Here is a 26,110-nt window from a genome sequence, read left to right as displayed (position 1 = left end):
TCCTTTACTCGCGCGGCGGGAAGGTCGGCAGCGACCAGCCGCGCAGGATCGCGAGCGCCCTTAGGCCGAAGGCTGCGGTAAAGCCCGCTGCGCCGCTGACGAAGGGATCGAGGCCCAGCCCCTGGAGCGCCACGGTGACGCCTGCGCCGAGCGCCGCCGCCGTGACATAGATCTCCTGGCGCAGCACGAGAGGGGTCGTTCCGGCGAAGATGTCCCGGATGATGCCGCCGAAGGTGGCGGTGATGGTGCCGAGCGCGATGGCCGAGAGGGCCGGCACGCCTGCGGCCAGGGCCTTGGCCGTGCCGGAGATGGCGAAGAGCGCGAGCCCCAGGGCATCGGCCCAGAGGAGAAGCCGGCCCCGCCGTCCCCCCTCCATGGCGGCGACCCGCTTGGGGCCGAGGGCGAAGACGAGTTCGGCGACCACGAGGCAGACGAGGACGTCGCTCGGATCGCCCACCCAGAAGACCGGGCGGACGCCGATGAGCAGATCCCGCACCGTGCCGCCGCCGACGCCCGTGAGGGTGGCGAGCAGGGCGAAGCCGAACGGATCCATGCCCTTGCGGGCCGCCATCAGCGCGCCGGTGAGCGCGAAAACGGCGACGCCGACGGTCTCGAAGGGGATGAGAGAAAGGGAATCCACTGAGAACACCTTGCCTCGGCCCGGACCTCCTCCCGGGGAGCAGACGACGTCTGCCTCTCGAATGAGGATCCGGTGTAAGCGGAAGACGCCCTCGTCCTTGGACGGCCTTCAGCCTCCTCAGGATGAGGGCTTCCGAGGTGTTCGCTTACAGCATTTCAGGCCGAGCGGGTACGGTTCACGACGAATCCGGTTAACCCGATCCCTTACGAGGCCGCCGACGGGTTGTCCGCCGATTCCGAGCCGTTTCCGTTGGCGGGAGCCTTCGGGCCGCCCTTGGCGACGCCCACAAGGGCCGGACGCAGGACGCGCTCGCCGATGACGTAGCCGGACTGGACCACCTGGACGACCGTGCCGTTCGGAACCTCCGGGTTCGGAACCTCGAACATGGCCTGGTGCAGGTTCGGATCGAACTTCTGGCCCTCGGGGTCGAGCTTCTTCACCCCATGGCGCTCAAGGGTCTTGAGCAGGTCGCGCTCGGTGAGATCGATGCCTTCGATCAGGCCCTTGAAGGCGCCCTCGGCCGTCCTGCTGGCCTCCTCCGGCACGCTCTCGATGGCGCGGCGGACGTTGTCGGCCACGTTCAGCATGTCGCGAGCGAAGTTCGCCACGGCATAGGTGCGGGCGTCCGCCACCTCGCGCTCGGTGCGACGGCGCAGGTTCTCCATATCGGCCATGAGCCGCAGGAGCTTGTCCTTCAGATCGGCCTTTTCGGCTTCGAGAACGGCCACCGGATCGGCCTCAGGCTGGGAAGAGGCCTCGTTGACAGCCTCGTTGGCGGTCTCCGGGGCGGACTCGTTCTGCGGGGGCATGTTCTGGTTTTCCGTGTCGTTCGGCGTCATGATCGATCAGCTGAGAAGATGGTGAAGGGTTCGAGCCACATATCAGGGTCCGAGGCCCACAAATCAAGCGCTGCGCCGCTGCTGGGCCTCGGCCTCCTCGGCCTTGAACATTTCGAGCAGGGCCCGCCGGATCGTGGCCTGGCGGCCCGCATGGGTCACCTTGGTGCCCGTCAGGTCGGTCACGTAGAACACGTCCACGGCCTTCTCGCCGAAGGTGACGATATGGGCCGAGGCGATGTTGAGGTTGAGCTTCCCCAGAGCCGTCGTGAGGTCGTAGAGCAGGCCCGGCCGGTCGAGGCCGGAGACCTCGATGACGGTCTGGCGGTTCGACAGGGAATTGTCGATGGTGACCTCCGGCGGCACATGGAAGGTCCGCGCGCGTTCCTTCGGCGGACGCTTGCCGTCCACGAGATCGGCGATCTTCACCTCCCCTTTGAGCGCGCGCTCGATGGCCTTGGCAACCCGCTCCGCCCGGCGCAACTCGTCCTCGTCCCGGTCGAAGGCGCGGGAGAGAACGATGGTGTCGAGCACCATGCCGTCCGAGGTGGTGAAGATCTGCGCATCGACGATGTTGCCGCCCGCCGCGGCGCAGGCGCCCGTGATGATGGCCAGCAGGCGCGGGTGGTCGGGCGAGAGGATGGTGAGTTCGGTCACGCCGCGGAACTGGTCCGTCTCATAGGCGGTGGCGACCGTGTGCCCTGCCCGGTCGGCGCCGCGCACGAAGCGGGCCTGCTTCACGCGCCGGGCCTCGTCGGTCTTCAGCCAATAGGCGGGAGCGTGGCGGGCGGCGTAAGCCTCGAACTCGGCATCGGACCAGTCCGGCAGCTCGGCCCTGAGCTGCTCCTGCGCGAGGCGCACGCGCTCCGAGCGGGCGAGGTCCACCGCGCCGCCGCCGAGGAGCACCTCGGTCTCGTAATAGAGCGTGCGCAGGAGCTGCCCCTTCCAGCCTGTCCAGGTGCCGGGCCCCACCGCCTTGATGTCGGCGATGGTGAGCACGATCAGGAGCTTCAGGCGCTCCATGGTCTGCACGACCTCGGCGAAGCTCTTGATGGTGGCGGGGTCGGAGAGATCGCGGCTCTGCGCCGTGTTCGACATGAGCAGGTGATGCTCGGTGAGCCACGCGACCGTGTTGGTCTCGGCCTCATCCAGCCCGAAGCGGCGACCAAGCTTGCGGGCGATGGCCGCTCCAGCCTCGGAGTGGTCCTCCGGCCGCCCCTTGGCGATGTCGTGCAGGAAGACCGCCACGTAGAGTGCGCGCCGGTTGCGGATGGTATGGACGATCTGGTTCGCCAGCGGATGCTCGTTGCCGAGCTGCCCCGCCTCGATCTCGGTGAGCACGCCGATGGAGCGGATGAGGTGCTCGTCCACCGTGTAGTGATGATAGAGGTTGAACTGCATCATCGCGACGATGCGGCCGAAATCCGGAATGAAGCGACCGAGCACGCCCGCTTCGTTCATGCGCCGCAACACCACCTCCGGCGCATTCTTCGAGGTGATGATGTCGAGGAAGATCCTGTTCGCCTCCGGATCGTTGCGCAGGCTCGGCCCGATCAGCGAGAGCGAACGCGTGGCGAGCCGCGTCGCATCGGGATGGATCGGCAGGTTGTGCCGGTCCGCCAGCCAGAAGAGGCGGATCAGATTCACCGGGTCGCGTTCGAAAGCATGCTCGTCGCGCACGTTGATGCGGTCGTTGTCGATGATGAAGTCTTCGGCCTCAAGCTTTCCGCCGCGCCGGCGGCGGAAGCGCCCGAGCATCCGGTCGAGCACGGGCCTGCGCTTCGCCTGCCGGGCTTCGAGCTCGGCGCAGACGATGGCGGTGAGGTCGCCCACATCCTTGGCGATGCGGAAGTAGGCCTTCATGAAACGCTCGACCGCCGAGAGACCGCCGCGGCCCGAGAATCCGATGCGCTCGGCGATGGCGCGCTGCATGTCGAAGGTCAGGCGCTCCTCGGCGCGGCCCGTCGTGAAATGCATGTGGCAGCGCACGCGCCACAAGAACTCCTCGCAGCGGGCAAAGAGCTTGAACTCGTCGGCCGTGAAGAGGCCCGCCTTCACCAGCTCTTCCGGCTCGCGCACCCGGTAGACGTATTTTGCAATCCAGAAGAGCGTGTTGAGATCGCGCAGGCCGCCCTTGCCGTCCTTCACGTTCGGCTCGACGAGGTAGCGCGACGCGCCGGCCTTCGCGACGCGGGCGTCGCGCTCCTTGAGTTTCGCATCGACGAAATCGGCGGCGGAGGTCGCGACGATCTCCCTGTCGAAGCGGTCCGTGAGCGCGTCGTAGAGATCGCGGTCGCCGAAGAGGAACCGCGCCTCCAGAAGCGAGGTGCGGATCGTCATGTCGGCAAACGCCTCGCGGATGCAATCGTCCACCGAGCGGGTCGCGTGCCCGACCTTCAGCTTCAGGTCCCACAGCACGTAAAGCATCGCCTCGACGAGGCTCTCGCTCCAGGCGGTCTGCTTGTAGGGAAGGAGGAAGAGAAGATCGACGTCGGAGCCGGGGGCCAGCGTTCCGCGCCCGTAGCCGCCCGTCGCCACGATGGCGAGACGTTCCCCCGAGGAGGGATTGGCGGCGGGATAGAGATGCCGGACGACCGCATCGTGGACGATGCGCACCAGTTCGTCCATCCGGGCGGAGAGATAGCGGGCGCAGGTCAGGCCGTTCTGCTTGTCGAGCAGCAGCGCCTCGGCGTCGGCCCTGCCCTCCTCGAGGAAGAGCTTGAGCTCCGCCACCAGTCTGGCGCGCAGGACCGCGGCATCGTGAAGAGGCTGGTCGCCAAGGCCGCTCAGGATGCTCTCTGGTGTCAGGGTCGGCATGGAATACCCGGGTTTGAGGAGGGAGCCTGCTTACCATTTCGGGCCGTCTTCGCCCATGGTCGGACTGGTGAACCTTCGTCGCAACGGATAGTTTGTTCTTTATAAAAGACATCGTTTGACAGAAGATACGCTCGGTTCTATAAAAAGGACACGCGCCGATTTGAGCAAGCAGCTTGCGGGCGCGAAACAAGTGCAGCTAAAGCGCCGGGTGTCGGAGGCCTCACGGTCGAAGCTCCCATGCGCCAAACATGGGACCGCAGATATGAGCCTGACCCGTCGTCTTCTCCTCGCCGCTTCCCTCGCCACCGGCCTCACCTCCTTTGTGGCCACCGCCTCGGCCCAGGTGAAGGAGCTCCGCCTCGACTTCGCCACATACAACCCGGTCAGCCTCGTCCTGAAGGACAAGGGCTTCCTGGAGAAGGAGCTGGCCAAGGACGGCATCTCCGTGCGCTGGGTGCAGTCGCTGGGCTCCAACAAGGCCCTCGAATTCCTGAACGCCGGCTCCATCGATTTCGGCTCGACAGCGGGCGCGGCCTCGCTGATCGGCAAGATCAACGGCAATCCGATCAAATCGATCTACGTCTATTCGCGCCCCGAATGGACGGCGCTCGTCACCCGCAAGGACACGGGCATCTCCAAAGTCGAGGACCTGAAGGGCAAGCGCGTGGCCGTGACCCGCGGCACCGACCCGCACATCTTCCTCGTGCGCGCCCTGCAGGACGCCAAGCTCACCGAGAAGGACGTGAAGCTCGTCCTGCTGCAGCATCCGGACGGGCGCACGGCGCTGGAGCGCGGGGACGTGGACGCCTGGGCCGGCCTCGATCCGCTGATGGCGGCCGCCGAACTCGAGAGCGGCGCGGCTCTCTTCCACCGCAACGCCGCTGCGAACACCTGGGGCATCCTCAACGTCCGCGAAGCTTTCGCCAAGGAAAATCCCGAGCTCGTCTCGAAGGTGCTGAAGGCCTATGAGGAGGCGCGCCAACATGCGCTCGCCAACCCGGCCGAGCTGAAGAAGACGCTCGCCGCCTATACCAAGCTCCCGGAGAACGTGATCGAGCGCCAGCTCGAACGCACGGAGCTGACCCATTCGAGCATCGGACAGCCGCAGGTCGACACCATCGTCGCCGCGGGCCTCGCCCTCCAGCAGGCGGGCGTGATCCCCGCCGACAAGGATGTGAAGGCCGCCGTCGACGAGCTCGTCGACCGCCGCTTCGCCACCGCGTCGCGCTAACCACTGTCATCGCGGGAGAGCGCCGTGTCAGGCCAAGCCTCTAGCCAAGCCTGGTCCTCCCAAAAGGGTGCCGCCGCTCTCGCGGCCCCTCCCCTTGCCGAGAAGCGCCGCGCCTTCGACGGGCGCGTCCTTCTCGGCTTTTTGCTCCCCATCGTCATCGCGCTCCTCTGGGAGGCCGCCGTCGTGTTCGGCCTCGCCGAGGGCCGTCTCGTTCCGCCGCCGAGCCGCATCCTCGGCACCCTCTGGGCGCTTGCAGAGACAGGCGAGCTGTGGACCCATGTCTGGGCAACCCTCTGGCGCATCCTCGTCGGCTTCGTTCTCGGCGCGGTCGCAGGCATCGTCTTCGGTGCGCTCTCGGGCTCCAGCCAGACCGTCAGGCGCATCCTCGATCCGACTCTCCAGGCCCTGCGCGCCATTCCCTCCATCGCCTGGGTGCCGCTCTTCATCCTCTGGCTCGGCATCTTCGAAGAGTCGAAGGTCGCTCTGATCGCGGTCGGCGTGTTCTTCCCGATCTATCTCGGCATTGCGGGCGCGATCCTCTCCGTCGACCGCAAGCTCGTGGAAGTCGGCCAGGTGTTCCGCCTCTCCCGCTTTCAGCTTGCAAAGCGCATCCTTCTTCCCGCCGTGCTGCCCGAAGCCGTGATCGCGCTTCGCTCCGGTCTCGGCCTCGGCTTCATGTTCGTGGTCGCCGCCGAATTCATGGGAGCGTCGGAAGGCCTCGGCTATCTGCTCGTGGACGGGCAGCAGATGGGCAAGCCCGACCAGATCCTCGCCGCCATCATCGCCTTCGCGCTGCTGGGCAAGATCGCCGACAGCCTGCTCGTCCTTCTCACGAAGCCGCTCGTGCGCTGGCAGGACACCGTGCGGGAGAGTTTGTGATGCTTGAGCTCGAACACCTCTCCAAGATCTACGCCGACGGCACGAGAGCGCTTTCCGATATCAACCTCTCCGTCCGCGAGGCCGAGATCGTTGCGCTGATCGGCGGCTCCGGCTGCGGCAAGACCACGTTGCTCCGCCTCATCGCAGGCCTCGATCGGGCGAGCGCCGGCGCGATCCGCCTCGACGGCGAGAGGCTGACCGGCCCGCACCCTGCCGTCGGCATCGTGTTTCAGGAGCCGCGCCTGCTGCCTTGGCTGTCCGTCTTCGATAACATCGCCTTCGGCCTCGACGGCGTGAGCGCCGCGGAACGCAAGGGGCGGGTCGAGCATGCCCTGGAGAAGATCGGCCTCGCCGAGCATGCCCGGCGCTGGCCGCGCGATCTCTCCGGCGGGCAGCAGCAGCGCGTGGCGATCGCCCGCGCCTTCGTCACCAACCCGAAGGTGCTGCTCCTCGACGAGCCGTTCTCGGCGATCGACGCCTTCACCCGCGCGAGCCTGCACGAGCATCTTCTAGGCCTGTGGGAGGAGACGCGCCCCACCGTCGTTCTCGTCACCCACGACGTGCAGGAAGCCGTGACCCTTGCCGACCGCGCCGTGGTCATGCAGCCCAAGCCCGGGCGCATCTTCGACGAATTGCCGCTGACCCTGTCGCGTCCGCGTGACAAAACGGGACTTCCGTTCGAAACTTCCGTGCGCCGCGTGTTGACGGCTCTCGATCATTCCCTCAACACGACCCAACAGAAGCCGCAGCGCGAGCGCGACCGTCAGGCCGCCGCGCTGTGGTGGTAGATCAGAGGACACGATCATGGATGCGACTGCGCTGCGCGCTCTCCAGGCTCCGATCAAGGAGCAGTACCGCAACGATCCCGACAAGGCCGTCATCACGCTGAAGGCTCAGGGCACGCTCGACGACCAGCACATCGCCTGCAAGGTCGAGACCGGCCGGGCGCTGGCGGTGGCGGGCCTGCATCCGGCCAGCGGCGGCTCCGGCGCGGAGCTCTGCTCCGGCGACATGCTGCTGGAGGCGCTCGTCGCCTGCGCGGGCGTGACGCTCAAAGCGGTGGCGACCGCGCTCGAGATCGACCTGCGCCGTGGCGCGGTGAAGGCGGAGGGCGACCTCGACTTCCGCGGCACGCTCGGAGTCGACAAGACCGCGCCGGTCGGCTTCAGGGACATCCGCCTCACCTTCGAGGTCGAGACCGATGCGCCGCAGGAGAAGGTCGACCAGCTTCTCAAGCTCACGGAGCGCTATTGCGTGGTGTTCCAGACCCTCAACAACAAGCCGGCCCTGAGCGCATCGCTGACGCGCTCCTGACGCCTTGCCTCTAGTTCGTCGCCACAAGGGTTCGCGGCGCTTCGCTGATGGTCACGGCGGCACCGCTGCGGATCTCCATCACGGCGAGCGCGCGCTCGTTGGTGCCGTCGGGATTGAAGCGGAAGACGCCGTCGGCCCCGGCGAAACCGGCGGGGTTCGTCAGGATGGCGCCGGCGAAGCGCTGCGGACCCTGCTGCATCCGGCTCAGGGCCGCCGCAAGCGTCACCGCATCGTAGGAGAGCGTCGCAAGCCGGATCGGATCCGTGTTGAAGCGCGCGCGGTAGCGGGCCGCGAAGGCGTTGAAGCCGCGGCTGTCAGGGGCGGCGAACCAGCCGCCCTGGAGCGCCGGATGGGCGAAGACCCGCGGCTCGTCCCAGACGCCGGTGCCCAGGAGCTTCACCCGCTGCGGATTGAACCCGATGGCCGGCAGGGCCTGGGCGACATAGAGCAGGCCGTCGCCGTTGTCGGGAATGAAGAGCGCGTCGGCCTGCGGAGCCGGGCCGCCGATCACGCCCGCAAGACGCTGCACGGCCCGCTGCGGCTGTCCGGTCGGATAGCGCTCGACCGCCACGATGCGGATGCCGTAGCGCGCGGCCGCCTGGCTGAGCCGCGCCTCGGCCACCTGGCCATAGGTCGTCTCGGGGATGAGGGCGGCGATGGAGCGGCGTCCCTGCGAGGCGGCATAGGAGACGATCCGGTCGACCTCCGCCTGGACGAGGAAGCTCAGGAGATAGACGCCCGGGCTGGCGACGCTCGCATCGGTCGAGAAGCCGATGACGGTCCGGCCCATGGGCTGCGCGACCTGCCCGGCCGCCTGGACGGAGCCTGCAAAGAGCGGGCCGACGATGAGTTCGGCCCCCTCGGCGAGGGCCTGATTCGCGGCCTCGCGAGCGCCTTCGGGCGTGCCGCGGTCGTCCTTGACGAGGATGGTGACGTCCGAGGTCTGGTATTCGCTGAGCGCAAGCTCGGCCGCGTTCCGCATACTCTGCGCCGCGACTGCCCCCTGGCCGGGACTGGAGAAGGGCAGGATCAGGGCGACCTTGACGGGGCCGTTCCCGATGGTCATGCCCCCCATGCCAGGGATCTGGCCCATGGCATCGGCTGGCGGAGGAACATTGGCCGCGTAGGCAGGCTCGACGGGAGCAGGCTCCGGAGCCCGGCCGACCCGGCCCGGAGGCATCATGCTCCCCGACCCGACACAGCCGGCCAGGAAAAGCAGACTTGCCAGACCGGCAGCTCCTGCGATGTGCGTTTTCAGGCCTTTGATGGCCGCGAACGGAAAGCCCGCCATCGTCCCCCCTCCGGAAACCAGCATTCGACAGTCCGGGGAGAATGGCGGGAAAAGGTAAACATTGTTTCCAAGGGTAGGCTTTCATCCTCAAAGCCCCGCTTTTGCGAGGCTGCCCCTTCATGCGACAGTGACAGGCGATGACACAGAGAATCGACAACCGGACCAGGCGGCGCGAGCCTTCCGCCCGCGCGGCCACCTTCACCGCCTTCGGCCTCGCCGCCGAGGCGGAGCCCCTGTCACCGGGCCTCTACGTGGTGGCGACGCCCATCGGCAACCTGAAGGATGTTTCCTTCCGGGCGCTCGGCGTGCTGGCCGCCGCGGACGCGATCCTCGCCGAGGATACGCGGGTGACGAAGACGCTCCTCGCCCATTACGGCATCACCACGCCGCTGATCGCCTATCACGAGCATTCCAACGAGGCCGTGCGCGAGCGCATGGTCCACCGCATCCGCGAGGGCCAGGCCCTCGCCCTCGTCTCAGATGCAGGCACGCCGCTGGTCTCCGATCCTGGCTTCAAGCTGGTGCAGGCCGCCATCGAGGAAGGACTTCCGGTGACGCCGATTCCGGGGCCCTCCGCGATCCTGACGGCCCTCGTCGCCTCGGGCCTGCCCACCGACCGCTTCTTCTTCGAGGGCTTCCTGCCGCCCAAGAGCGCGGCGCGGCGCACGAGGCTCGCCGAACTCAGCCAGATCCCCGGCACCCTGATGCTGTTCGAGGGACCCCACCGCCTGCCCGACATGCTGGCCGACGCAGCCGCCGTTCTCGGCGAGCGGCAGGCCGTGGTGGCGCGGGAGCTGACAAAGATGTTCGAGACGATCCGGCGCGGCACCCTGCCGGAACTCGCGGCGCAATTCGCGGCGGAAGGTCCCCCCAAGGGCGAGATCGTGGTGCTGATCGGCGAGGCCTCGAAGGAAATGCATGCGGCGGAGGCCGATGCGGCGCTGGACGGCAAGCTGGAAGCGGCCCTTAAGAACCACTCGATCAAGGATGCGGCGGCCCTCGTCACGGCGGAACTCGGCCTGCCCAAGCGCGAGGTTTATGCCCGCGCGCTGACTCTCGCGAAGAAGGACTGATGAAAACCGCCCTCGAGCGAAGGCAGGCGACCTTCCTGCGCGGCCACAGGGCCGAGTGGATCGCACTGCTGCTCCTGCTCGCCAAGGGCTACCGCCCCCTCGCCCGCCGTTATTCTGCCTCGGGCGGCGAGGTTGACCTGATCGTCAGGCGCGGAAATACCGTTGCATTCGTCGAGGTGAAGGCGCGCCGCAGCATGGAAGAGGCACTGATCGCGATCACCGCTACCAAGCGCCGGCGCTTTTCCCGCGCCGCGCGGACATGGCTCGCCCGAAATCCCTGGGCAGCAGGCAAGACATGGCGGCGGATGCCGTGTTCATCGCGCCTGGACGATGGCCGCGGCATTGTCCGGCTGCTTTCGAGCTGGAGATCGGCTGAGGGCTCGGGATGACCGCGACTTATCGGCTCTTCGCGATGGATGATCGCTGGCTTGCCCACACGCCCAACCCGACCTGGGAGGATGTGACGGACGGGGTCATGTTCGACGAACTCGATCTGGAGCAGTGTCTGATCGAGTGGGTTTTCGTCCATCGTTCGGATGCCCTGCAGTATCTGACGAATGGCGAGTTCGGTCCCCCCGGCGGCTACGAGGAATGGGACGGCAGGGATTGCTTCATGGGCTTCGTCTCGGCCCTGGCAACGGCTGAAATCGCCCGGCTTCTCGCAGAGAAGACGCCGGAAGAGCTTCTCCGGGAGGCAACCTGGATCGACGCGGAATTCCATGAACGCATCTCCCGCTGCCTGAAGATCTATTATCCGGAGCTGCGCCGCTTCATCGAGGAAGCAGTCGCGCAGGGCCGCGGTCTTGCGTGCTTCTTCCTCGACTAGAACGGAGGGCGTCAGGCCGCCAGCCTTCGCGGATCCCTGACCGCCTCGCGGATGTGACGCGCCAGTTCCTGCACGACGTGGTCGCCGCCGTTCTTCGGCAGGTAGAGATTGACCATGAAGGGCGGCAGCGGCGGCAGGCCTGCCTCGGGACCGATCACCTCCAGGCCGTCCGGCACCGTGGAGGCCATCCAGGCCATGACGGCGATGTCGGCCGCAACCGTCGCCACCTGCGCCGTCGTATTCGTGACCTCCGAGACCGAGCGCCACTCGATGCCGGCCTTCATCAACGTTTCCCGGATCGGTGCGCGGAAGGCGCAGTCCGAACAGCCGATGGAGACCGGCAGAGGCCGCTGCCGCGCCGCATCGCCGCCGCGCGCGCCGACCCAGACGAGCCGGTCCATGACGAGATTCTCGCCCTCGGGGCCGCAGGTCATCTCGGTCGCGAGCACCACGTCGACCTTGCCCGCATCGAGCTTGGCGCGCAAAACGGCGCTCGAGCCGCTGTTGAGGGCGATCTGCACACGCGGATAATGGCGCGCGAAGCTTTTGAGAAACGAGGGCAGGTAGGTCGTGATGATGTCGCTCGGGATGCCGAGGCGCACCTCGCCCTCGTATTCCGGGGTCGTCATCTCGGTCCAGATTTCGTCGTTGAGGGCCAGAAGCCGCTTCGCTCGCCCGAACAGGCGCTCGCCCGCCGCCGTCAGCCCGATTCCGCGCCGGTCGCGGGTGATGAGCGCCTCGCCGAAGGTCTCCTCCAGCCGCTTGATCTGCTGGCTCACCGCCGCCTGGGTCAGGTTGAGCAGGCCCGTGGCGGCGGTCATGCCGCCCGCATCCACCACGGCCACGAAGGCCCGCAGGAGGCCGATATCGAGATTGTGGGGCATGGGAAGCTCCATAACACATCGTTATTGACAGCATAATGAACATTCGTTTCCATTATGCAAGAGGGAGGCGCATCATCTCCTCATCGAAGCAGAGGAGAGCGCCATGTCGACCCTTTCGAGCACCATTCACTGGACCGCTGAGAAGACAGCCAAGCACGTCCATATCGGCAGCATCTTCGCCGCCCTTCTGCGGGAAATCCGCATCCGCAGCGCCCTGCGGGAAGTTCGCGCCCTCGACGATGCGATCCTGCACGATATCGGCCTCGACCGCAGCGGCATCGAAAGCGCGGTTCGGGAGGGGCGCCGTTGAGGTTCATGACCTCAGGGCGCAAACACCGTGACGGCGCAGGGTTTGATGGAGAAATGCGCGGGCGTCTTGGTGACGATTTCCCCATCCGCGTTGATCGACCTTGGCTTGCGAGTGCGGATGTCGAATTCCCTGGCGCGGATCGCCCGCACCTCGCGCCAGGCGCCGTGCTCGCCGATCCGGAACGAGCGCGCCAGGAAGGCGAGCTTCCAGGCGCGCCTGAATTCCAGGCTGTAGAGATCGAGATGCTGGTCGTCGATGGCGGCATCCTTCTCCACGGCGTTTCCGCCGCCATAGAAGCGCCCGTTGCCCACTGCGATCTGGAGCGTCCTGACGCGCACGGATCCCTCGTCGCTGACGATCGTCGCCCGGAAGGGTTTGGCCTGGGCGAGAACCTTGAGGGCGACCATCGCGTAGCCGAGACGGCCGTAGCGGCGCTTGATGTCGCGCGTGAGTTGCTGCGCCAGCTCGGCCGAGAGCCCGATGCTCGCCACGTTGAAGAAGGGCTCGCCATTGACGATGCCGAGATCGATGTTGCGGGTATGCCCCCCCGCTATGACCCTGGCGGCCTCGTCGAGCCCCAGCGGGATGCCGAGCGTGCGGGCGAGGTCGTTCGCCGTTCCGAGCGGCAGAATCCCCAGCGGCAGCCCTGCCTCGATGACGCCGAAGGCCGCCGCATTGAGCGTTCCGTCGCCGCCGCCGACGATGGCGCAGTCCACGTCCTGCGCATGCTTCACGATGAGCGGCGAGAGATCCTCCCTCCGGTTGCATTCCAGATGGACGGGCTCGATCCCGTGCGCCTTCAGGCGCTCGATCGCCATGTCGCATTGGGACGCCCCGCTGCGGCTCTTGGCATTGACGATGAGGATGGCGCGGCGTGGCATGGCTTTCAGGTGGAGGAGCTCTGGCGTCTCTGCAAGGGGCGGGACCGGCAAGCGCGGCGGTTTGATAACCCCCTTCGCCCCTTTTCGTTCACAGGGCTCAAGAGAACAGTTGCCAGCGCCCGTTTTCGGGCCAATAACCGCGCTTCTTACGGAGACTGACGCATGACCCTGACCGTGGCCTTCCAGATGGACCACATCCGCAGCCTCAAGATCGCAGGCGATACGGGCTTTGCCCTGCTGCTGGAGGCCCAGCGGCGGGGTCACCGGGTGCTGCACTACACCCCGGACCGTCTGTCACTGCGCGACGGCGCGGTGATCGCGCTGGCCGAGCCCGTCGAGGTGCGCGATGTGGAGGGCGACCACTTCACGCTGGGTGCGCCCGAGCGCGTGGATCTTTCGACCGTCGATGCGGTGCTCATGCGCCAGGACCCGCCCTTCGATCTCGCCTATATCACCGCCACCCATTTCCTGGAGCGCATTCACCCCAAGACCGTGGTGGTCAACGATCCGACGCATGTGCGCAATGCGCCGGAAAAGATCTTCGTCACGCAGTTTCCGCACCTCATGCCGCCGACGCTGATCTCCCGCGACAAGGCGGAGATCGAGGAGTTCCGGCGCGAGCATGGCGACGTGGTCATGAAGCCGCTCTACGGCCATGGCGGCGCGAGCGTGTTCAAGGTCGGCCGCGAGGACCCGAATTTCGGCTCGCTCTACGACCTGTTCTCGAACCTGTTCCGCGAGCCCTGGGTGATTCAGCGCTTCCTGCCGAAGATCACGGAAGGCGACAAGCGCATCATCCTCATCGACGGCGAAGCGGCAGGCGCGATCAACCGCGTTCCGGCGGCAAACGACATCCGCTCCAACATGGTGCGCGGCGGGGCGGCGAAGCCCACGGACCTCACGCCGCGCGAGCGCGAGATCTGCGAGACCATCGGCCCTGATCTCAAGCGCATGGGCCTCATTCTCGTCGGCATCGACGTGATCGACGGCAATCTCACCGAGATCAATGTCACCGCCCCCACCGGCATCCGCGCCATCAAGCGCCTCGGCGGGCCCGATCTCGCGGTGAATGTGTGGGACGTGATCGAGAGCAAGGTGGGGCGCTGAAGCCCTCCCTTGTCATCTCCGCGAAGGCGGGGATCCATGGCCACGATAGTAAAGCAAAGAAGCGACCGCTGTCGCATCGATCGGTGCGACCCGGTGGCCATGGATTCCGGGCTCGGCTGCGCCGCCCCGGAATGACAGTGGCGTGTTTTAGGCCGCCAGCTCCGCGATCACCGCATTGAGCACCGGAAAACCCTTCGGGGTCACGGCGAGGCGTGAGCCGTCCGTCCGGACGAGCCCCTCCTCTACCAGATTGCGCAGGCGTCTTTCGTTGAGCGCCTTGCCCGTAAAGGCTTCGTAACGGCGGGCGTCCACGCCTTCCTTCAGGCGCAGGCCCATGAGCAGGAACTCGTCGCCCTCGGCCTCGGAGGTGAGCACCTCCTCCTCGAGGACGCCGTGGCCTTCGCGCTCCACATGCTCAAGCCACGTCTCGGGATGTTTCTCCGTCGATGTCGCAAGCCGCGCATTGCCGGTGACGAGGCGTCCATGCGCGCCGGGACCGATGCCGGCATATTCGCCGTAGCGCCAGTAAAGCAGGTTGTGCCGGGATTCCGCGCCGGGCCTGGCGTGGTTCGAGATTTCATAGGCCGGAAGGCCATGCTTCTCGCACACCTCCTGCGTGATGTCGTAGAGCGCGCGGCCGGTTTCCTCGTCGGGCGTCGTGAGCTTGCCGGCGTTGTAGAGGCGCTCGAACCAGGTGCCGGGCTCGATGGTGAGCTGGTAGAGCGAGAGGTGCTCCACGGCATGGCTGATCGCCTGCTCCAGCTCCGCACCCCACATTCGGGGCGTCTGGTCGGGCCGGGCATAGATGAGGTCGAAGGAAGTGCGCTCGAAGATGGAGGCCGCGATCTTCACCGCCGACAGGGCTTCCTCGACGGAGTGCATGCGACCGAGACGCTTCAAATCGGGATCGCTGAGCGCCTGGACGCCGAGCGAGACCCGGTTGATGCCGGCTTGGCGATAGCCGCGGAAGCGCTCGGCCTCCACGCTCGTCGGGTTCGCCTCCAGCGTCACCTCCGCCTTGGGGTCGATGCTCCACGCGCCGCCGATGGCGTCGAGGATCGCGCCCACGGTCTGAGGCTTCATGAGCGAGGGCGTGCCGCCGCCGAAGAAGATGCTCGTGACCGTCCGCCCCGGGATGCGCGCGGCCGTGTGGGCGATCTCCCGGCGGAAGGCCGCCAGAAACCGCTCCTGGTCCACCGGCTGATGGCGGACATGGCTGTTGAAATCGCAGTACGGGCACTTTGAGGCGCAGAAGGGCCAATGGACGTAGACGCCAAAGCCCACATCGCGCGTGGGATGATCGATCATGCGCGGTATATGGCAGTTCCAGGGCCCGGCGTCACGGGTGGCTTTGTCGCTGCGACCTGCGCCTGCCTGTCTCTCGAAAACTTTTCTGAACCTCTTTTTGACCCGGTTGTTCACCATTCGGTCGCCTCGACCTAGCCTCCCCAGCCCGGGCAGCCTAGGGTGAAGGCTCAGTGGAGTTCAGGAACCGTCATGCGGCATTGGGGCGGCCCGTCCGACAGGCAGGGCTATCATCATGGGAATCTGAAGGAGGCGCTGATCCAGGCGGCGCAGCGCTTCATCGCCGAGCGAGGGCTCGGCGGATTCACCCTTGCCGATGCGGCCAAGCTCGTGGGCGTGACGCCGGCGGCCCTCTACCGCCATTTCCGGGGTCGTGAGGCCCTGGTCGCCGAGGTGGCCTTCCGAGGCTTCAGCCAGCTCGCGGAGCGGCTCGGCCGGGCCCTGCAGGGCGAAGGGACGCCGCTCGAACGCTTCACCCGCATGGGCGAGGCCTATCTCGCCTTTGCCGAGCAGGAGCCGGGTTTCTACGCCGCCATGTTCTCGGCCCGCCCCAGCGATACCGAATCCTGCGGGCCGCCCTGGGCCAAGGGCCCGAAGGCTCCGGAGAACCAGGCGAGCTCCGGCAACGCCTTCGAGCTTCTCGTCGAGGCCCTGTCGAAAACCTTCCCCGACGGCTTCCAGGGGGTCGATACGCGCTTCATCGCCATCGAGGTCTGGGCCTTGTCCCATGGCATCACCACCCTCGACGCGGCCGGTCAGCTGCCGAAGGGACCCGGCCTGCCGGACAAGTACGAGCTCCTGCGCGCTGGCGTGCTGGCCCTCGTCCACGGAGCCCTGAAGGGCAAATCGTAAGTACCGGCGCGATTTCGACGGTCATTCCCTTGAAAGCGCCGAAATCGATCCGCATGTTAATGTTGTTAGCATTAACATAGGACCCCTACGATGTCTGATACTGCCTCCGCCGCCTGGAATGCGGGCCCCTGGAATCAGGGCGCTCACCGCCGCTGCGGGCGCAAGCCCGGACGCGGTCTGGAGATCGCCGGCATCATCCTGGGCTTCATCTTCGTCTGGCCGCTCGCGCTGGCCTATCTGGTGTGGAAAATGTGTGGATATCCGAAATACGACGAGGCCAAGACCTTCTTCCGCGACACCCTCGGCCGCGCCAAGGATGACCTCTTTGCATCCCGCGGCCCAGCCGGCGGCTTCGGCTTCGCCAGCTCGGGCAATGCGGCCTTCGACGATTACCGTCGCAGCGAGCTGGAGCGCCTCGAGGAAGAGCGCCGCAAGCTCGACGAGGAGGCCCGCGCCTTCCGTGACTTCGTCGAGGAGCTGAAGCGGGCCAAGGACCGCGAGGAGTTCGATGCCTTCATGGCCAAGCGCCGCGGCAACGGCCCGACGAACGCCTAAATCACCGAGCCGTAAGCGAAGCGCCCTCCGGGGCGCTTCGCGCCTTCAGGTCCGGCGCAGGCAGCCGGCGGCCAGCTTCACGAAGGCCCGCGCCCGGTGGGACGAGGCCTTGCCGTCGGCCTTCGACCAGTCGATGCCGTGCTTTTGTTCGGAGGTCAGCTCGCCGAACGTCTCGGCGTAGCCGTCCGGCTGGAACATCGGGTCGTAGCCGAAGCCCTTCTCGCCGCGCGGCGGCCAGACCACCCGACCGAAGACGCGGCCCTCGAACAGCTCCTCGTGCCCGTCCGGCCAGGCGATGACGAGCGCCGAAACAAAGTGGGCCCGGCGATCCGTGGCCTCCCGCTTCTGCAGCTCGCGCTCCACCCGCTCCATGGCGGCATGGAAATCCTTCTTCGGGCCGGCCCAGTCCGCGGTGAACAGCCCTGGTGCGCCGTCGAGCGCGTCGACGCAGAGCCCCGAATCGTCCGAGAGCGCCGGCAGGCCCGTGGCCTTGGCCGCCGCCTGGGCCTTGATGGCGGCGTTCTCCGCGAACATGTGCCCGGTCTCGTCCGGCACAGGCAACCCGAGCTCCCCTGCAGACACGGCCTCGATCCCGAAAGGCGCGAGCAATTCCTGCATCTCGCGCAGCTTGCCCGCATTGTGGGTGGCGATGACGATCCTGCCGGTCAGGGGGCGGTGCGCGCTCATGCCACGACCTTCTTCTGCAGGTCCACCAGTTGCGCCACGCCTGCCTTGGCGAGGCGCAGGAGAATCAGGAACTCGTCCTCGGAGAAAGGCTTGCCCTCCGCCGTGCCCTGGACCTCGACGATGCCGCCGGAGCCGGTGATGACGAAGTTCGCATCCGTCTCGGCGGCGGAATCCTCCGCATAATCGAGGTCGAGCACGGGCTTGCCCTGATAGATGCCGCAGGAAATCGCGGCGACGGGCTCGCGCAGGGGATTGATCGAAATGATCGAGCGGCTCTGCATCCAGGCGAAGCATTCGTGCAGCGCCACCCAGGCGCCGGTGATGGAGGCGGTGCGGGTGCCGCCATCGGCCTGGATCACGTCGCAATCGACCACGATCTGGCGCTCGCCGATGGCCGGAAGATTCACGACGGCGCGGAGCGACCGGCCGATGAGCCGCTGGATCTCCTGCGTGCGGCCGGAGGGCTTGCCGGAATTGACCTCGCGCTTGGTGCGCTCGTGCGTGGCGCGCGGCAGCATGGAATATTCCGCCGTCACCCAGCCTTTGCCGGTGCCGCGCAGCCACGGCGGCCCCTTCTCCTCCAGGGAGGCAGTGCAAAGGACCTTGGTATTGCCGAAGGACACGAGGCAGGAGCCCTCCGCGTAGCGCGCGACGCCACGCTCCAGGGTGACGGGGCGAAGCTCATCGAGGGCGCGGTTGGACGGGCGCATGTTCAGAATCTCCTTGGATAATATGACGTCCCTCTTAGAAGCTGCGACGCACCCAAGGCAAGCTAAAGCCTTGCCTAACGGGTCCGACATCCGCACATAATGCCCACCCGCGTGGTTGAATTGTGAGGACGCGAAACCGCCGCATGCATGTGACCGGTCCCTTTTCCAATCTGTCCGAGCCCCGCGCCATTGCGGAGCTGAACGACCGCTCGCGGGAGATTTTCCGGCAGATCGTCGAGAGCTATCTCGTGACGGGCGAGCCGGTGGGCTCGCGCAATCTCTCGCGCATCCTGCCGATGACGCTCTCCCCCGCATCGATCCGCAACGTCATGGCTGACCTTGAGGCCGCGGGGCTGATTTTTGCGCCGCATACCAGCGCCGGCCGCCTGCCGACGGAAATAGGCCTTCGCTTCTTCGTCGACGCCATGATGGAGATCGGCGACGTGACGGCCGAGGAACGGGCGCGCATCGAGGCGCAGATGAAGGCGGCGGCCTCGGGCCATACCATGGAAACCGCCCTGGCCGAGGCCTCGGCGCTGCTCTCGGGTGTATCGCGCGGCGCGGGCGTCGTGGTGACCTCCAAGTCGAATGCGCGCCTGAAGCATATCGAATTCGTGCGGCTCGATCCCGCCCGCGCCCTCGTGGTGCTGGTCTCCGAGGACGGGTCGGTGGAAAACCGCCTCCTCGATCTGCCTCCCGGGCTTCCGGCAGGCGCGCTGGTGGAGGCCGGGAACTTTCTGAACGCCCGCATCCAGGGCAAGACGCTCGGCGACATCAGGAGCGAGATCGAGGTCCGCCGGGGCGACATGGAGCGCGAGCTCGACACGCTCACGGCGAAACTCGTGGAAGCGGGGCTTGCCACCACCGTGGGACCTGCCGGCGCGCGCCAGCTCATCGTGCGCGGCCAGGCGAACCTGCTGGACGATCTGAAGGCGGCGGAGGACCTGGAGCGCATCCGCCTGCTCTTCGCCGATCTCGAGACCCAGACCGACGTGATCGACCTGTTGAGCCGCGCCGAAGGCGGCGAAGGCGTGCGCATCTTCATCGGCTCGGAGAACAAGCTCTTCTCGCTCTCCGGCTCATCGATGATCGCGGCCCCCTTCCGGGACGGCGGCCAGAAGATCGTCGGCGTTCTCGGCGTCATCGGCCCGACGCGGCTCAACTATGCCCGCATCGTGCCGATGGTCGATTACACCGCCAGGGTAATCTCGCGCATCCTGGAGCGCGGGGGCTAGAAATGCTTTCGGAAGACGGCGGCAATCATCTCCGCCATCTGCGCATGCAGCTTTGAACGCGGCCGGGTCCCCCCGTCGTCGCACAAGGGATCCTCGTCCCCTTCATCCTTTAGGATCGCATCCGCCCCAGGCTTGCACTCGCCGAGAAAGCTGAAATGGGTTGCGTCGGGTACGACCTCGAAGCCGGCTCCGGGTATGGCCCGGGCGAGCTTGGATCCTTCCACAGCCGGGATGATCCATCCCGGCCGTCCGAGATTGATGATGTGCGTGGGGACCCACATCGCGGACAGGCTCTTCCGGTCGTAGGCCTGCGCAAAGGCAGGATCGACCACAACCGCAGCCTTGATCCGGGGATCGCGATTGGAACGGTTGAACCGGGCCGCGTCCAGCGCCCGCAGGTTCACGCCGCCGCGGACGAACCAGGCGCATTCCGGCCCGGCCGCACCGCTCTCGCAATATCGGGCGTAGGTGTCCGCATCGATCCGTGCGCCGGCAAGCGCAAGGGCGGTGTGGCCGCCGAGCGAGAAGCCGACGACGCCGATCCTGTCCTGGTCGATCCGGGAGCTCAGCGCCGGATCGGCCGCAAGGGCCGCCAGCACTGCCGAGATGTCGGCCGGGCGGTTCCAGATCTTGATGGTCGCGGCCTGGGCAGCATCGCCGCTGGTGCTGCCGGGATGGTTGGGGGCCGCGACCACGTAGCCTTCCGCCGCCAGATGCGATGCGAGCCAGCCCAGATTGGCGGCGTTGCCGCCCGAACCGTGCGAGATCATGACGAGCGGAAAGTGCCCTTCCGCGAACGGCGCATCGGCCCTCGCTGCGGTTCCCTTGAACAGGAGATTGTCGCCAATGAGCGTGGGCTCTCCGCCCTCCGCCGCTGGATACCACACGAGAACGCTCAGATCGGACCCGCGCTCCGGCGCGGGAGCCAAGAGCTTGCGAATGCCGACCGCATCCGCCGCGAGGGCGGCGTGCGAGGTGAAGAGAACGGCGACAGCGAGAAAGGATGTGACGGGTTTCATGGCTTGACCTTCAAAGTGACCGCCCCGTGGCGGATCACATCAACCTGTCCGGTTTGGCGTTTGCCGCGACCTCGATCATGATCGAGGTCGTCCGAGATCGCGTTTTAGGCCATAGAAAGCAGCGAAAGGTTGCCAACGCCCCATGCTGTCCCTGCCCCTGCCCTTCGTCGTCGCCCTGCTCCTGCTGATCCTGCTGGTCCAGATGATCGAGCGCCGCAATGAGGGAACCGGAGGCAGTCTGTTCATGGTGCTGCTCGGGATCTATGCCCTTCAATCGGTCCTCGTCGGGCTTCGCTGGAGCTACGGCCTCACCCTCATCCTGCCCCTGCAATCCATTCTGGCCGCGATCCTTGCGGCGATCGCCTGGCTATGCTTTCGCGAACTCGCACCCCAGGAGAATTCCAGACGCCTTCCGGCATGGGCTCACGGAACTCCGGCGGCGATCGTGCTTGCCCTGATCCTCCTTTGGCCGGACTGGATCGACCTTGCGCTGATTGCCATCTTTCTCGGCTATGGAGCGGCGCTCGCGCGGCTGGCCTGGAGGGGGCCGGATGCGCTGAGCCGCGTCTCTTTCGAAGGCGTCGTCTCGACCTATGGAGCGCTCTGGGCAACGGCCGCGGCCCTCATCCTGTCCGCGATCCTCGAGGTCGCAGTCACGCTCAGCATCGCATTGGGGAAGGACTCTTACGCCGCCCTGGTGGTCGGGATCGCCAACCTGCTCGCCTTGCTGATCCTCGGCAGCGCCGCGGCCGTCGCAGGGCGCAGTCAGCCGGCTCCTGAGCCGGTCTCACCGCCGCTGGACACCCCATCGGCGACCCCGGACGACGAAGACGTGGCCATCGTCGCGAAGCTCGACGCCGTCATGAATGCGAAGCGCCTGTTCGAGGATCTCGACCTCAACCTGGAGCGCCTCGCCCGCAAGACCCTGATCCCGGGCCGCCGGATCTCCACGGCCATCAACCGGGTCACGGGCAAGAACGTGTCGCAGTACATCAACGATCACCGGATCGCCGAGGCCTGCCGCCTGCTGGCGGAGACCGAGGAGCCTGTCACGGCGATCATGTTCAAGGCGGGATTTCAGACCAAGTCGAACTTCAACCGTGAATTCCGCCGCGTGACGGGCGCCTCGCCCAGCGCGTGGAGAGCAAGCCGCTCTCCCCAAGGCGAAACGCACCCGGGCATGGAAGCCGTCTCGGCCGTTCCCCGGTAGGATCCGGCGCGTCTTGCCGCGATTACTGCGAGGCCACCGCCTCGCCCGCGCGCAGAAGCGTCTGCAGCGTCTCGGCGTAGAGCTCGCCCGTCGCCGTGAGGCCGGTGGCGCGCTGGTACTTCTCGATCGCCTCCCGCGTCTGCTTCCCGAGAACGCCATCGGCCTTGAGCGGCCCATAGCCGAGTTCGGTCAGCGCCTCCTGCGCCGCCTTCACGTCCACCTTCGTGGGCCGCGGCGTCACATTGATCAGCGGCATCCGCTCCAGCCCGGCCTGCACCACCTGAATCCGCCGGGCCTCGCCGAGCTCGGCCTGGGTGCCGGCAAGCTCTTCGAGAAGTCTCCCGTTGTCCTCCGTCACCCGGCCAAGATCCTGCTTCGCACTCGCGAGTTCGCTGCGCAGCTTGGTCAGCTCGGCCTCCGTTTCCTCCGTCTTCCGCCGCTCCGACAGGTACTGTACCCGATATTCCTCGAGGGAGGCGATCTTGCCGCGCAGCTGAGCTTCCGCATCGGAGGCGGTGAGCATCGCATAGGCGAACAGGCCCCAGCCTCCGATGGTGGCGACGGCCAGGATCAGGAGAGGCAGGCGGTTGGGTTCGGATATCGTTGGCGTGCGTGTCCGAGACATCGATGGCTCCTCGTGCATTTTTGGGAATGTGACGGCCGAGGGTCGACCCGCTCCGGACACGATGCCCAAGAATGTGGTGAAAGCGCGGCCCTGCGCCAAAGATCCTATGCCCTGGGTCAGGAAACGGCGGAGAGGGTGAATATCCCTAAGAGTAGTATCGCCGGGGCAGGCAGTGCTCGGGGCATCCGATTCCCGGACGCGCACATCATTCTGTTGCATTGCAGCAGAACCCTGCTATGAGGGGCGCATGATTTCTGTAAAAGCTCCCCAGCAGCCCTCGCGGATGACTCCGCCGTAGCGCGGTCTCGCGCCCAGAATCTCCTCCCGATCGCATCCGACCTGCCCGTACGGTCGCCTGCTGCGCGCAGGCTCACCCACTTCAGGGCCCTATTGAACTGCCCTGCTGGACGGGGCTGACGAGACTTATCGACATGACCTATCTCTCTCGCCTCAAGGCCGAGTGGTTTCCCAATGTGCGCGGCGATCTCCTCGCCGGCACGGTGGTGGCGCTCGCCCTCATCCCTGAAGCCATCGCCTTCTCCATCATCGCCGGCGTCGACCCGAAGGTCGGCCTCTACGCCTCCTTCTGCATCGCGGTCGTGACCGCCATCGCGGGCGGCCGCCCGGCCATGATCTCGGCTGCCACAGGCGCCATGGCGCTCGTCATGGTCACGCTCGTGAAGGAGCACGGGCTCCAGTACCTGCTTGCCGCCACGCTTCTGACGGGCGTGCTGCAGATTGTGGCGGGCCTGCTCCGCCTCGGCGACCTCATGCGCTTCGTCTCCCGCTCCGTGGTGACGGGCTTCGTCAACGCACTCGCGATCCTCATCTTCATGGCGCAGCTGCCGGAATTCGTGGGTCAGGGGCCGCTCATGTACGGCATGGTCGCGGTAGGGCTTGCGATCATCTACCTCCTGCCGCTGGTGACCAAAGCCGTGCCCTCGGCGCTCGTCACCATCGTCCTGCTCACCGCCGTCGCGATCTATTTCGGCTTCGACCTGCGCACCGTCGGCGATATGGGCCAGTTGCCCAGCGAGCTGCCGGCCTTCGTCCTGCCCGACGTGCCGCTGACCCTGGAGATGCTTCAGATCATCCTGCCCTACTCGCTCACCCTGACGATGGTGGGCCTGCTCGAATCCCTCATGACGGCGGCCATCGTCGACGAGATGACGGACACGGACAGCTCCAAGAACCGGGAATGCGGCGGCCAGGGCCTCGCCAACATCGTGGCCGGCCTGTTCGGCGGCATGGCGGGCTGCGCCATGATCGGCCAGTCGGTCATCAACGTCTCCTCCGGCGGACGGGGACGGCTCTCGACGCTCTGGTCCGGCGTGTTCCTGCTCTTCCTGATCCTGGTGCTGGACGACTGGGTGCGCCAGATCCCCATGGCGGCGCTGGTGGCCGTGATGATCATGGTCTCGATCAACACCTTCCAATGGGGTTCGATCCTGGCCATGCGCCTGCACCCGAAGAGCTCCAGCTTCGTCATGATCACCACGGTCCTGGTCGTGGTCTTCACCCACGACCTGGCGAAGGGCGTGCTGACGGGCGTGGTGCTCAGCGGCATCTTCTTCGCCCGGAAGGTGGCCAAGTTCTTCAGCGTCGACTCCGTGAGGGAGGGCGAGGTCCGGACCTACCGGGTCAGCGGCGAGATCTTCTTCGCCACCGCGGAGGCTTTCCACAGCGCCTTCGACTTCCGCGAGGAAGACCTGAAGAAGGTGGTCGTCGACGTCCGGGATTCCCATTTCTGGGACATCACCGGCATCAACGCCCTGGACCGGGTTGTGCTGAAGTTCCGCCATCACGATATCCCGGTGGAGATCGTCGGCCTCAACGAGGCCAGCGCCACCCTGGTGGAGCGGCTCGGCACCCACAACAAGGAGGGGGCGAAGCTGGCCGTCGGCCACTGACCCCCTGGGCCGGGCAGCGACACCGCCTTCTCTTGGCATAAAGGGGCCGGGCTGCTATTGCCCGGCCAACAGGGTTTCACGCCCGCCCGAGTTTTTTTGATGACCGCACGCACCTTCGACAATATCCGCAACTTCTCCATCGTGGCCCATATCGACCACGGCAAGTCGACACTCGCCGACCGCCTGATCCAGACCACGGGCGCCCTCTCGGCGCGCGAGATGACGGAGCAGGTGCTCGACAGCATGGATATCGAGCGCGAGCGGGGCATCACCATCAAGGCGCAGACCGTGCGCCTGGAATACAAGGCCCAGGACGGCAAGACCTACATCCTGAACCTCATGGACACCCCCGGCCACGTGGACTTCGCCTACGAGGTCTCGCGTTCGCTCGCCGCCTGCGAGGGTTCGCTCCTGGTGGTCGACGCCTCCCAGGGCGTGGAGGCCCAGACGCTCGCCAACGTCTACCAGGCCATCGACGCCAACCACGAGATCGTCTCCGTCCTCAACAAGATCGACCTTCCCGCCGCCGATCCGGACCGGATCAAGGAGCAGATTGAGGAGGTGATCGGCATCGACGCCTCGGAGGCCGTGCCGATCTCGGCCAAGACGGGCCTCAACATCGAAGGCGTTCTTGAGGCCATCGTCCAGAAGCTGCCGCCCCCGAAGGGCGATCCGGATGCACCGCTGAAGGCTCTCCTGGTCGATTCCTGGTATGACGCCTATCTCGGTGTGGTTGTGCTCGTCCGGATCGTCGACGGCACCATGAAGAAGGGCCAGACCATCAAGATGATGGGCACCGGCGCCTCTTATGGCCTCGACCGCGTCGGCGTGTTCAATCCGAAGATGACCGAGATGGCCCAGCTTGGCCCGGGCGAGGTCGGCTTCTTCACCGCCTCGATCAAGGAAGTGGCCGATACCCGCGTCGGCGACACCATCACGGATGAACGCAAGCCGACCGCCGCGGCGCTTCCGGGCTTCAAGCCCGTGCAGCCGGTGGTGTTCTGCGGCCTCTTTCCCGTGGATGCGGCCGACTTCGAGAACCTGCGCGCCGCCATGGGCAAGCTGCGCCTGAACGACGCCAGCTTCTCCTACGAGATGGAGACGTCCGCAGCGCTCGGCTTCGGCTTCCGCTGCGGCTTCCTCGGCCTGCTGCATCTCGAGATCATCCAGGAGCGCCTGGAGCGCGAGTTCAACCTCGACCTCATCTCCACGGCTCCCTCCGTGGTCTATCATCTGCGCATGACCGACGGCACGATGAAGGAGCTTCACAACCCGGCCGACATGCCGGACGTGATGAAGATCGACGCCATCGAGGAGCCGTGGATCCGCGCCACCATCCTCGCGCCCGACGAGTATCTCGGCGCCGTTCTCAAGCTCTGCCAAGATCGCCGCGGCGTGCAGATCGACCTCAACTATGTCGGCAAGCGCGCCATGGTGGTCTACGACCTGCCGCTCAATGAAGTGGTGTTCGATTTCTACGACCGTCTGAAGTCGGTCTCGAAGGGCTACGCCTCCTTCGACTATCACATTTCCGACTACCGCGAGGGCGACCTCGTGAAAATGTCGGTGCTGGTGAACGGCGAGCCGGTGGATGCGCTCTCCATGCTGGTGCACCGCACCCGCGCGGAAGGCCGCGGTCGCGCCATGTGCGAGAAGCTGAAGGAGCTGATCCCGCCGCACATGTTCCAGATCCCGGTCCAGGCGGCCATCGGCGGCAAGATCATCGCCCGCGAAACCATCCGCGCGCTGCGCAAGGACGTGACCGCCAAGTGCTACGGCGGCGACGCCTCGCGAAAGCGCAAGCTGCTCGACAAGCAGAAGGAAGGCAAGAAGCGGATGCGCCAGTACGGCAAGGTCGACATCCCGCAGGAAGCCTTCATCGCCGCGCTGAAGATGGATACGTAAGGAAGGCC

25 protein-coding genes and 1 pseudogene are annotated in these 26,110 nt (G+C 66.4%); 15 read left to right on the top strand and 11 right to left on the bottom strand.

The window, feature by feature from the left end; translation table 11 throughout:
• Positions 1-4: 4 nt before the first annotated feature.
• The 3 genes from LG661_RS02395 to LG661_RS02385 all read right to left on the bottom strand — a co-directional run bounded on the left by LG661_RS02395 (position 5) and on the right by LG661_RS02385 (position 4,293).
• Positions 5-640 carry a trimeric intracellular cation channel family protein gene (locus LG661_RS02395; protein ID WP_230530262.1) on the bottom strand — a complete coding sequence of 212 codons (636 nt, stop codon included), beginning with the start codon at positions 638-640 and terminating at the stop codon, positions 5-7.
• A gap of 203 nt (positions 641-843) precedes the next feature.
• Entirely contained in the window at positions 844-1,479 is a 636-nt protein-coding gene (grpE, locus tag LG661_RS02390; RefSeq protein ID WP_230530261.1) for a nucleotide exchange factor GrpE, read from the bottom strand.
• A gap of 63 nt (positions 1,480-1,542) precedes the next feature.
• A complete protein-coding gene (locus tag LG661_RS02385) occupies positions 1,543-4,293 on the bottom strand; it encodes a [protein-PII] uridylyltransferase (RefSeq protein WP_230530260.1) in 2,751 nt (916 codons plus the stop codon).
• Between the two features lie 262 nt (positions 4,294-4,555).
• On the opposite strand from LG661_RS02385, the gene LG661_RS02380 reads away from it, so the two are divergent.
• From LG661_RS02380 to LG661_RS02365, 4 genes are read left to right on the top strand one after another with little or no spacing between them, the layout of a single operon-like run.
• Entirely contained in the window at positions 4,556-5,524 is a 969-nt protein-coding gene (locus tag LG661_RS02380) for an aliphatic sulfonate ABC transporter substrate-binding protein (protein ID WP_230530259.1), read from the top strand.
• A 24-nt stretch (positions 5,525-5,548) separates the two neighbouring features.
• The gene (locus LG661_RS02375; RefSeq protein ID WP_407666617.1) at positions 5,549-6,403 is read left to right on the top strand and encodes an ABC transporter permease; all 855 of its coding nucleotides are present in this window, start codon (positions 5,549-5,551) and stop codon (positions 6,401-6,403) included.
• Positions 6,403-7,191 carry an ABC transporter ATP-binding protein gene (locus LG661_RS02370; RefSeq protein WP_230530258.1) on the top strand — a complete coding sequence of 263 codons (789 nt, stop codon included), beginning with the start codon at positions 6,403-6,405 and terminating at the stop codon, positions 7,189-7,191. The genes LG661_RS02375 and LG661_RS02370 overlap by 1 nt, the downstream gene beginning before the upstream one ends.
• Positions 7,192-7,207: 16 nt before the next feature.
• The gene (locus LG661_RS02365) at positions 7,208-7,717 is read left to right on the top strand and encodes an OsmC family protein (RefSeq protein WP_230530257.1); all 510 of its coding nucleotides are present in this window, start codon (positions 7,208-7,210) and stop codon (positions 7,715-7,717) included.
• Between the two features lie 10 nt (positions 7,718-7,727).
• On the opposite strand, the gene LG661_RS02360 is transcribed toward LG661_RS02365, so the two are convergent.
• Positions 7,728-9,008: a penicillin-binding protein activator gene (locus LG661_RS02360; RefSeq protein WP_230530256.1), complete on the bottom strand. Its 1,281-nt coding sequence runs from the start codon at positions 9,006-9,008 to the stop codon at positions 7,728-7,730.
• 137 nt (positions 9,009-9,145) lie between these two features.
• Here LG661_RS02360 and rsmI point away from each other — a divergent pair, with 137 nt between their 5' ends.
• The 3 genes and pseudogenes from rsmI (at position 9,146) to LG661_RS02345 (ending at position 10,907) form a co-directional block, all read left to right on the top strand.
• Positions 9,146-10,081 (top strand): 16S rRNA (cytidine(1402)-2'-O)-methyltransferase, encoded by a 936-nt coding sequence (rsmI, locus tag LG661_RS02355; protein WP_230530255.1) that lies wholly within the window; start codon positions 9,146-9,148, stop codon positions 10,079-10,081.
• Positions 10,081-10,457 (top strand): annotated as a pseudogene (locus LG661_RS02350) (YraN family protein). The gene rsmI and the pseudogene LG661_RS02350 overlap by 1 nt, the downstream one beginning before the upstream one ends.
• 9 nt (positions 10,458-10,466) lie before the next feature.
• Positions 10,467-10,907 carry a hypothetical protein gene (locus tag LG661_RS02345; RefSeq protein WP_230530254.1) on the top strand — a complete coding sequence of 147 codons (441 nt, stop codon included), beginning with the start codon at positions 10,467-10,469 and terminating at the stop codon, positions 10,905-10,907.
• 11 nt (positions 10,908-10,918) lie between these two features.
• Here the strand turns inward: LG661_RS02345 and LG661_RS02340 are convergent, their stop codons facing one another.
• Complete coding sequence (locus tag LG661_RS02340; RefSeq protein ID WP_230530253.1) at positions 10,919-11,791, bottom strand: LysR family transcriptional regulator; 873 nt, start codon at positions 11,789-11,791, stop codon at positions 10,919-10,921.
• Positions 11,792-11,894: 103 nt separating this feature from the next.
• Here LG661_RS02340 and LG661_RS02335 point away from each other — a divergent pair, with 103 nt between their 5' ends.
• Positions 11,895-12,101, top strand: a complete 207-nt coding sequence (locus LG661_RS02335) for a DUF1127 domain-containing protein (protein WP_230530252.1) — start codon at positions 11,895-11,897, stop codon at positions 12,099-12,101.
• Between the two features lie 11 nt (positions 12,102-12,112).
• Here the strand turns inward: LG661_RS02335 and LG661_RS02330 are convergent, their stop codons facing one another.
• Positions 12,113-12,982, bottom strand: a complete 870-nt coding sequence (locus tag LG661_RS02330; RefSeq protein WP_230530251.1) for a lipid kinase — start codon at positions 12,980-12,982, stop codon at positions 12,113-12,115.
• 162 nt (positions 12,983-13,144) lie between these two features.
• Here LG661_RS02330 and gshB point away from each other — a divergent pair, with 162 nt between their 5' ends.
• Positions 13,145-14,089, top strand: coding sequence for a glutathione synthase (gene gshB / locus LG661_RS02325; RefSeq protein ID WP_230530250.1), 945 nt, complete (start codon positions 13,145-13,147; stop codon positions 14,087-14,089).
• A 147-nt stretch (positions 14,090-14,236) separates the two neighbouring features.
• Here gshB and hemW read toward each other — a convergent pair whose 3' ends face one another.
• A complete protein-coding gene (gene hemW / locus LG661_RS02320; protein ID WP_230530249.1) occupies positions 14,237-15,397 on the bottom strand; it encodes a radical SAM family heme chaperone HemW in 1,161 nt (386 codons plus the stop codon).
• Positions 15,398-15,586: 189 nt separating this feature from the next.
• Between hemW and LG661_RS02315 the strand changes: the two genes are divergently transcribed.
• Both LG661_RS02315 and LG661_RS02310 read left to right on the top strand, forming a co-directional pair.
• Complete coding sequence (locus tag LG661_RS02315) at positions 15,587-16,246, top strand: TetR/AcrR family transcriptional regulator (RefSeq protein WP_230530248.1); 660 nt, start codon at positions 15,587-15,589, stop codon at positions 16,244-16,246.
• A gap of 90 nt (positions 16,247-16,336) precedes the next feature.
• Positions 16,337-16,801, top strand: coding sequence for a DUF2852 domain-containing protein (locus LG661_RS02310; RefSeq protein WP_230530247.1), 465 nt, complete (start codon positions 16,337-16,339; stop codon positions 16,799-16,801).
• A 45-nt stretch (positions 16,802-16,846) separates the two neighbouring features.
• On the opposite strand, the gene rdgB is transcribed toward LG661_RS02310, so the two are convergent.
• Both rdgB and rph read right to left on the bottom strand, forming a co-directional pair.
• Positions 16,847-17,488: an RdgB/HAM1 family non-canonical purine NTP pyrophosphatase gene (rdgB, locus tag LG661_RS02305; protein WP_230530246.1), complete on the bottom strand. Its 642-nt coding sequence runs from the start codon at positions 17,486-17,488 to the stop codon at positions 16,847-16,849.
• Entirely contained in the window at positions 17,485-18,198 is a 714-nt protein-coding gene (rph, locus tag LG661_RS02300; RefSeq protein ID WP_230530245.1) for a ribonuclease PH, read from the bottom strand. The genes rdgB and rph overlap by 4 nt, the downstream gene beginning before the upstream one ends.
• Positions 18,199-18,341: 143 nt before the next feature.
• On the opposite strand from rph, the gene hrcA reads away from it, so the two are divergent.
• Positions 18,342-19,433 carry a heat-inducible transcriptional repressor HrcA gene (gene hrcA / locus LG661_RS02295; RefSeq protein WP_230530244.1) on the top strand — a complete coding sequence of 364 codons (1,092 nt, stop codon included), beginning with the start codon at positions 18,342-18,344 and terminating at the stop codon, positions 19,431-19,433.
• Here hrcA and LG661_RS02290 read toward each other — a convergent pair.
• Entirely contained in the window at positions 19,430-20,452 is a 1,023-nt protein-coding gene (locus LG661_RS02290) for an alpha/beta hydrolase family protein (RefSeq protein WP_230530243.1), read from the bottom strand. The genes hrcA and LG661_RS02290 overlap by 4 nt on opposite strands.
• A gap of 142 nt (positions 20,453-20,594) precedes the next feature.
• Here LG661_RS02290 and LG661_RS02285 point away from each other — a divergent pair, with 142 nt between their 5' ends.
• Complete coding sequence (locus LG661_RS02285; RefSeq protein ID WP_230530242.1) at positions 20,595-21,662, top strand: helix-turn-helix domain-containing protein; 1,068 nt, start codon at positions 20,595-20,597, stop codon at positions 21,660-21,662.
• 22 nt (positions 21,663-21,684) lie between these two features.
• Here the strand turns inward: LG661_RS02285 and LG661_RS02280 are convergent, their stop codons facing one another.
• Positions 21,685-22,287 (bottom strand): peptidoglycan-binding domain-containing protein, encoded by a 603-nt coding sequence (locus LG661_RS02280; protein ID WP_230530241.1) that lies wholly within the window; start codon positions 22,285-22,287, stop codon positions 21,685-21,687.
• 431 nt (positions 22,288-22,718) lie between these two features.
• Here LG661_RS02280 and LG661_RS02275 point away from each other — a divergent pair, with 431 nt between their 5' ends.
• Together LG661_RS02275 and lepA are read left to right on the top strand one after the other, a co-directional pair.
• On the top strand, positions 22,719-24,197 hold the full coding sequence (locus tag LG661_RS02275; RefSeq protein WP_230530240.1) for a SulP family inorganic anion transporter: 1,479 nt from the start codon (positions 22,719-22,721) through the stop codon (positions 24,195-24,197).
• 99 nt (positions 24,198-24,296) lie between these two features.
• Positions 24,297-26,102, top strand: a complete 1,806-nt coding sequence (lepA, locus tag LG661_RS02270; protein ID WP_230530239.1) for a translation elongation factor 4 — start codon at positions 24,297-24,299, stop codon at positions 26,100-26,102.
• Positions 26,103-26,110 lie beyond the last annotated feature (8 nt).

This window comes from Microvirga roseola (assembly GCF_020866965.1).
GTDB classification, from domain to species: Bacteria; Pseudomonadota; Alphaproteobacteria; order Rhizobiales; family Beijerinckiaceae; genus Microvirga; species Microvirga roseola.
This window is presented reverse-complemented; position numbering and strand designations above follow the sequence as displayed.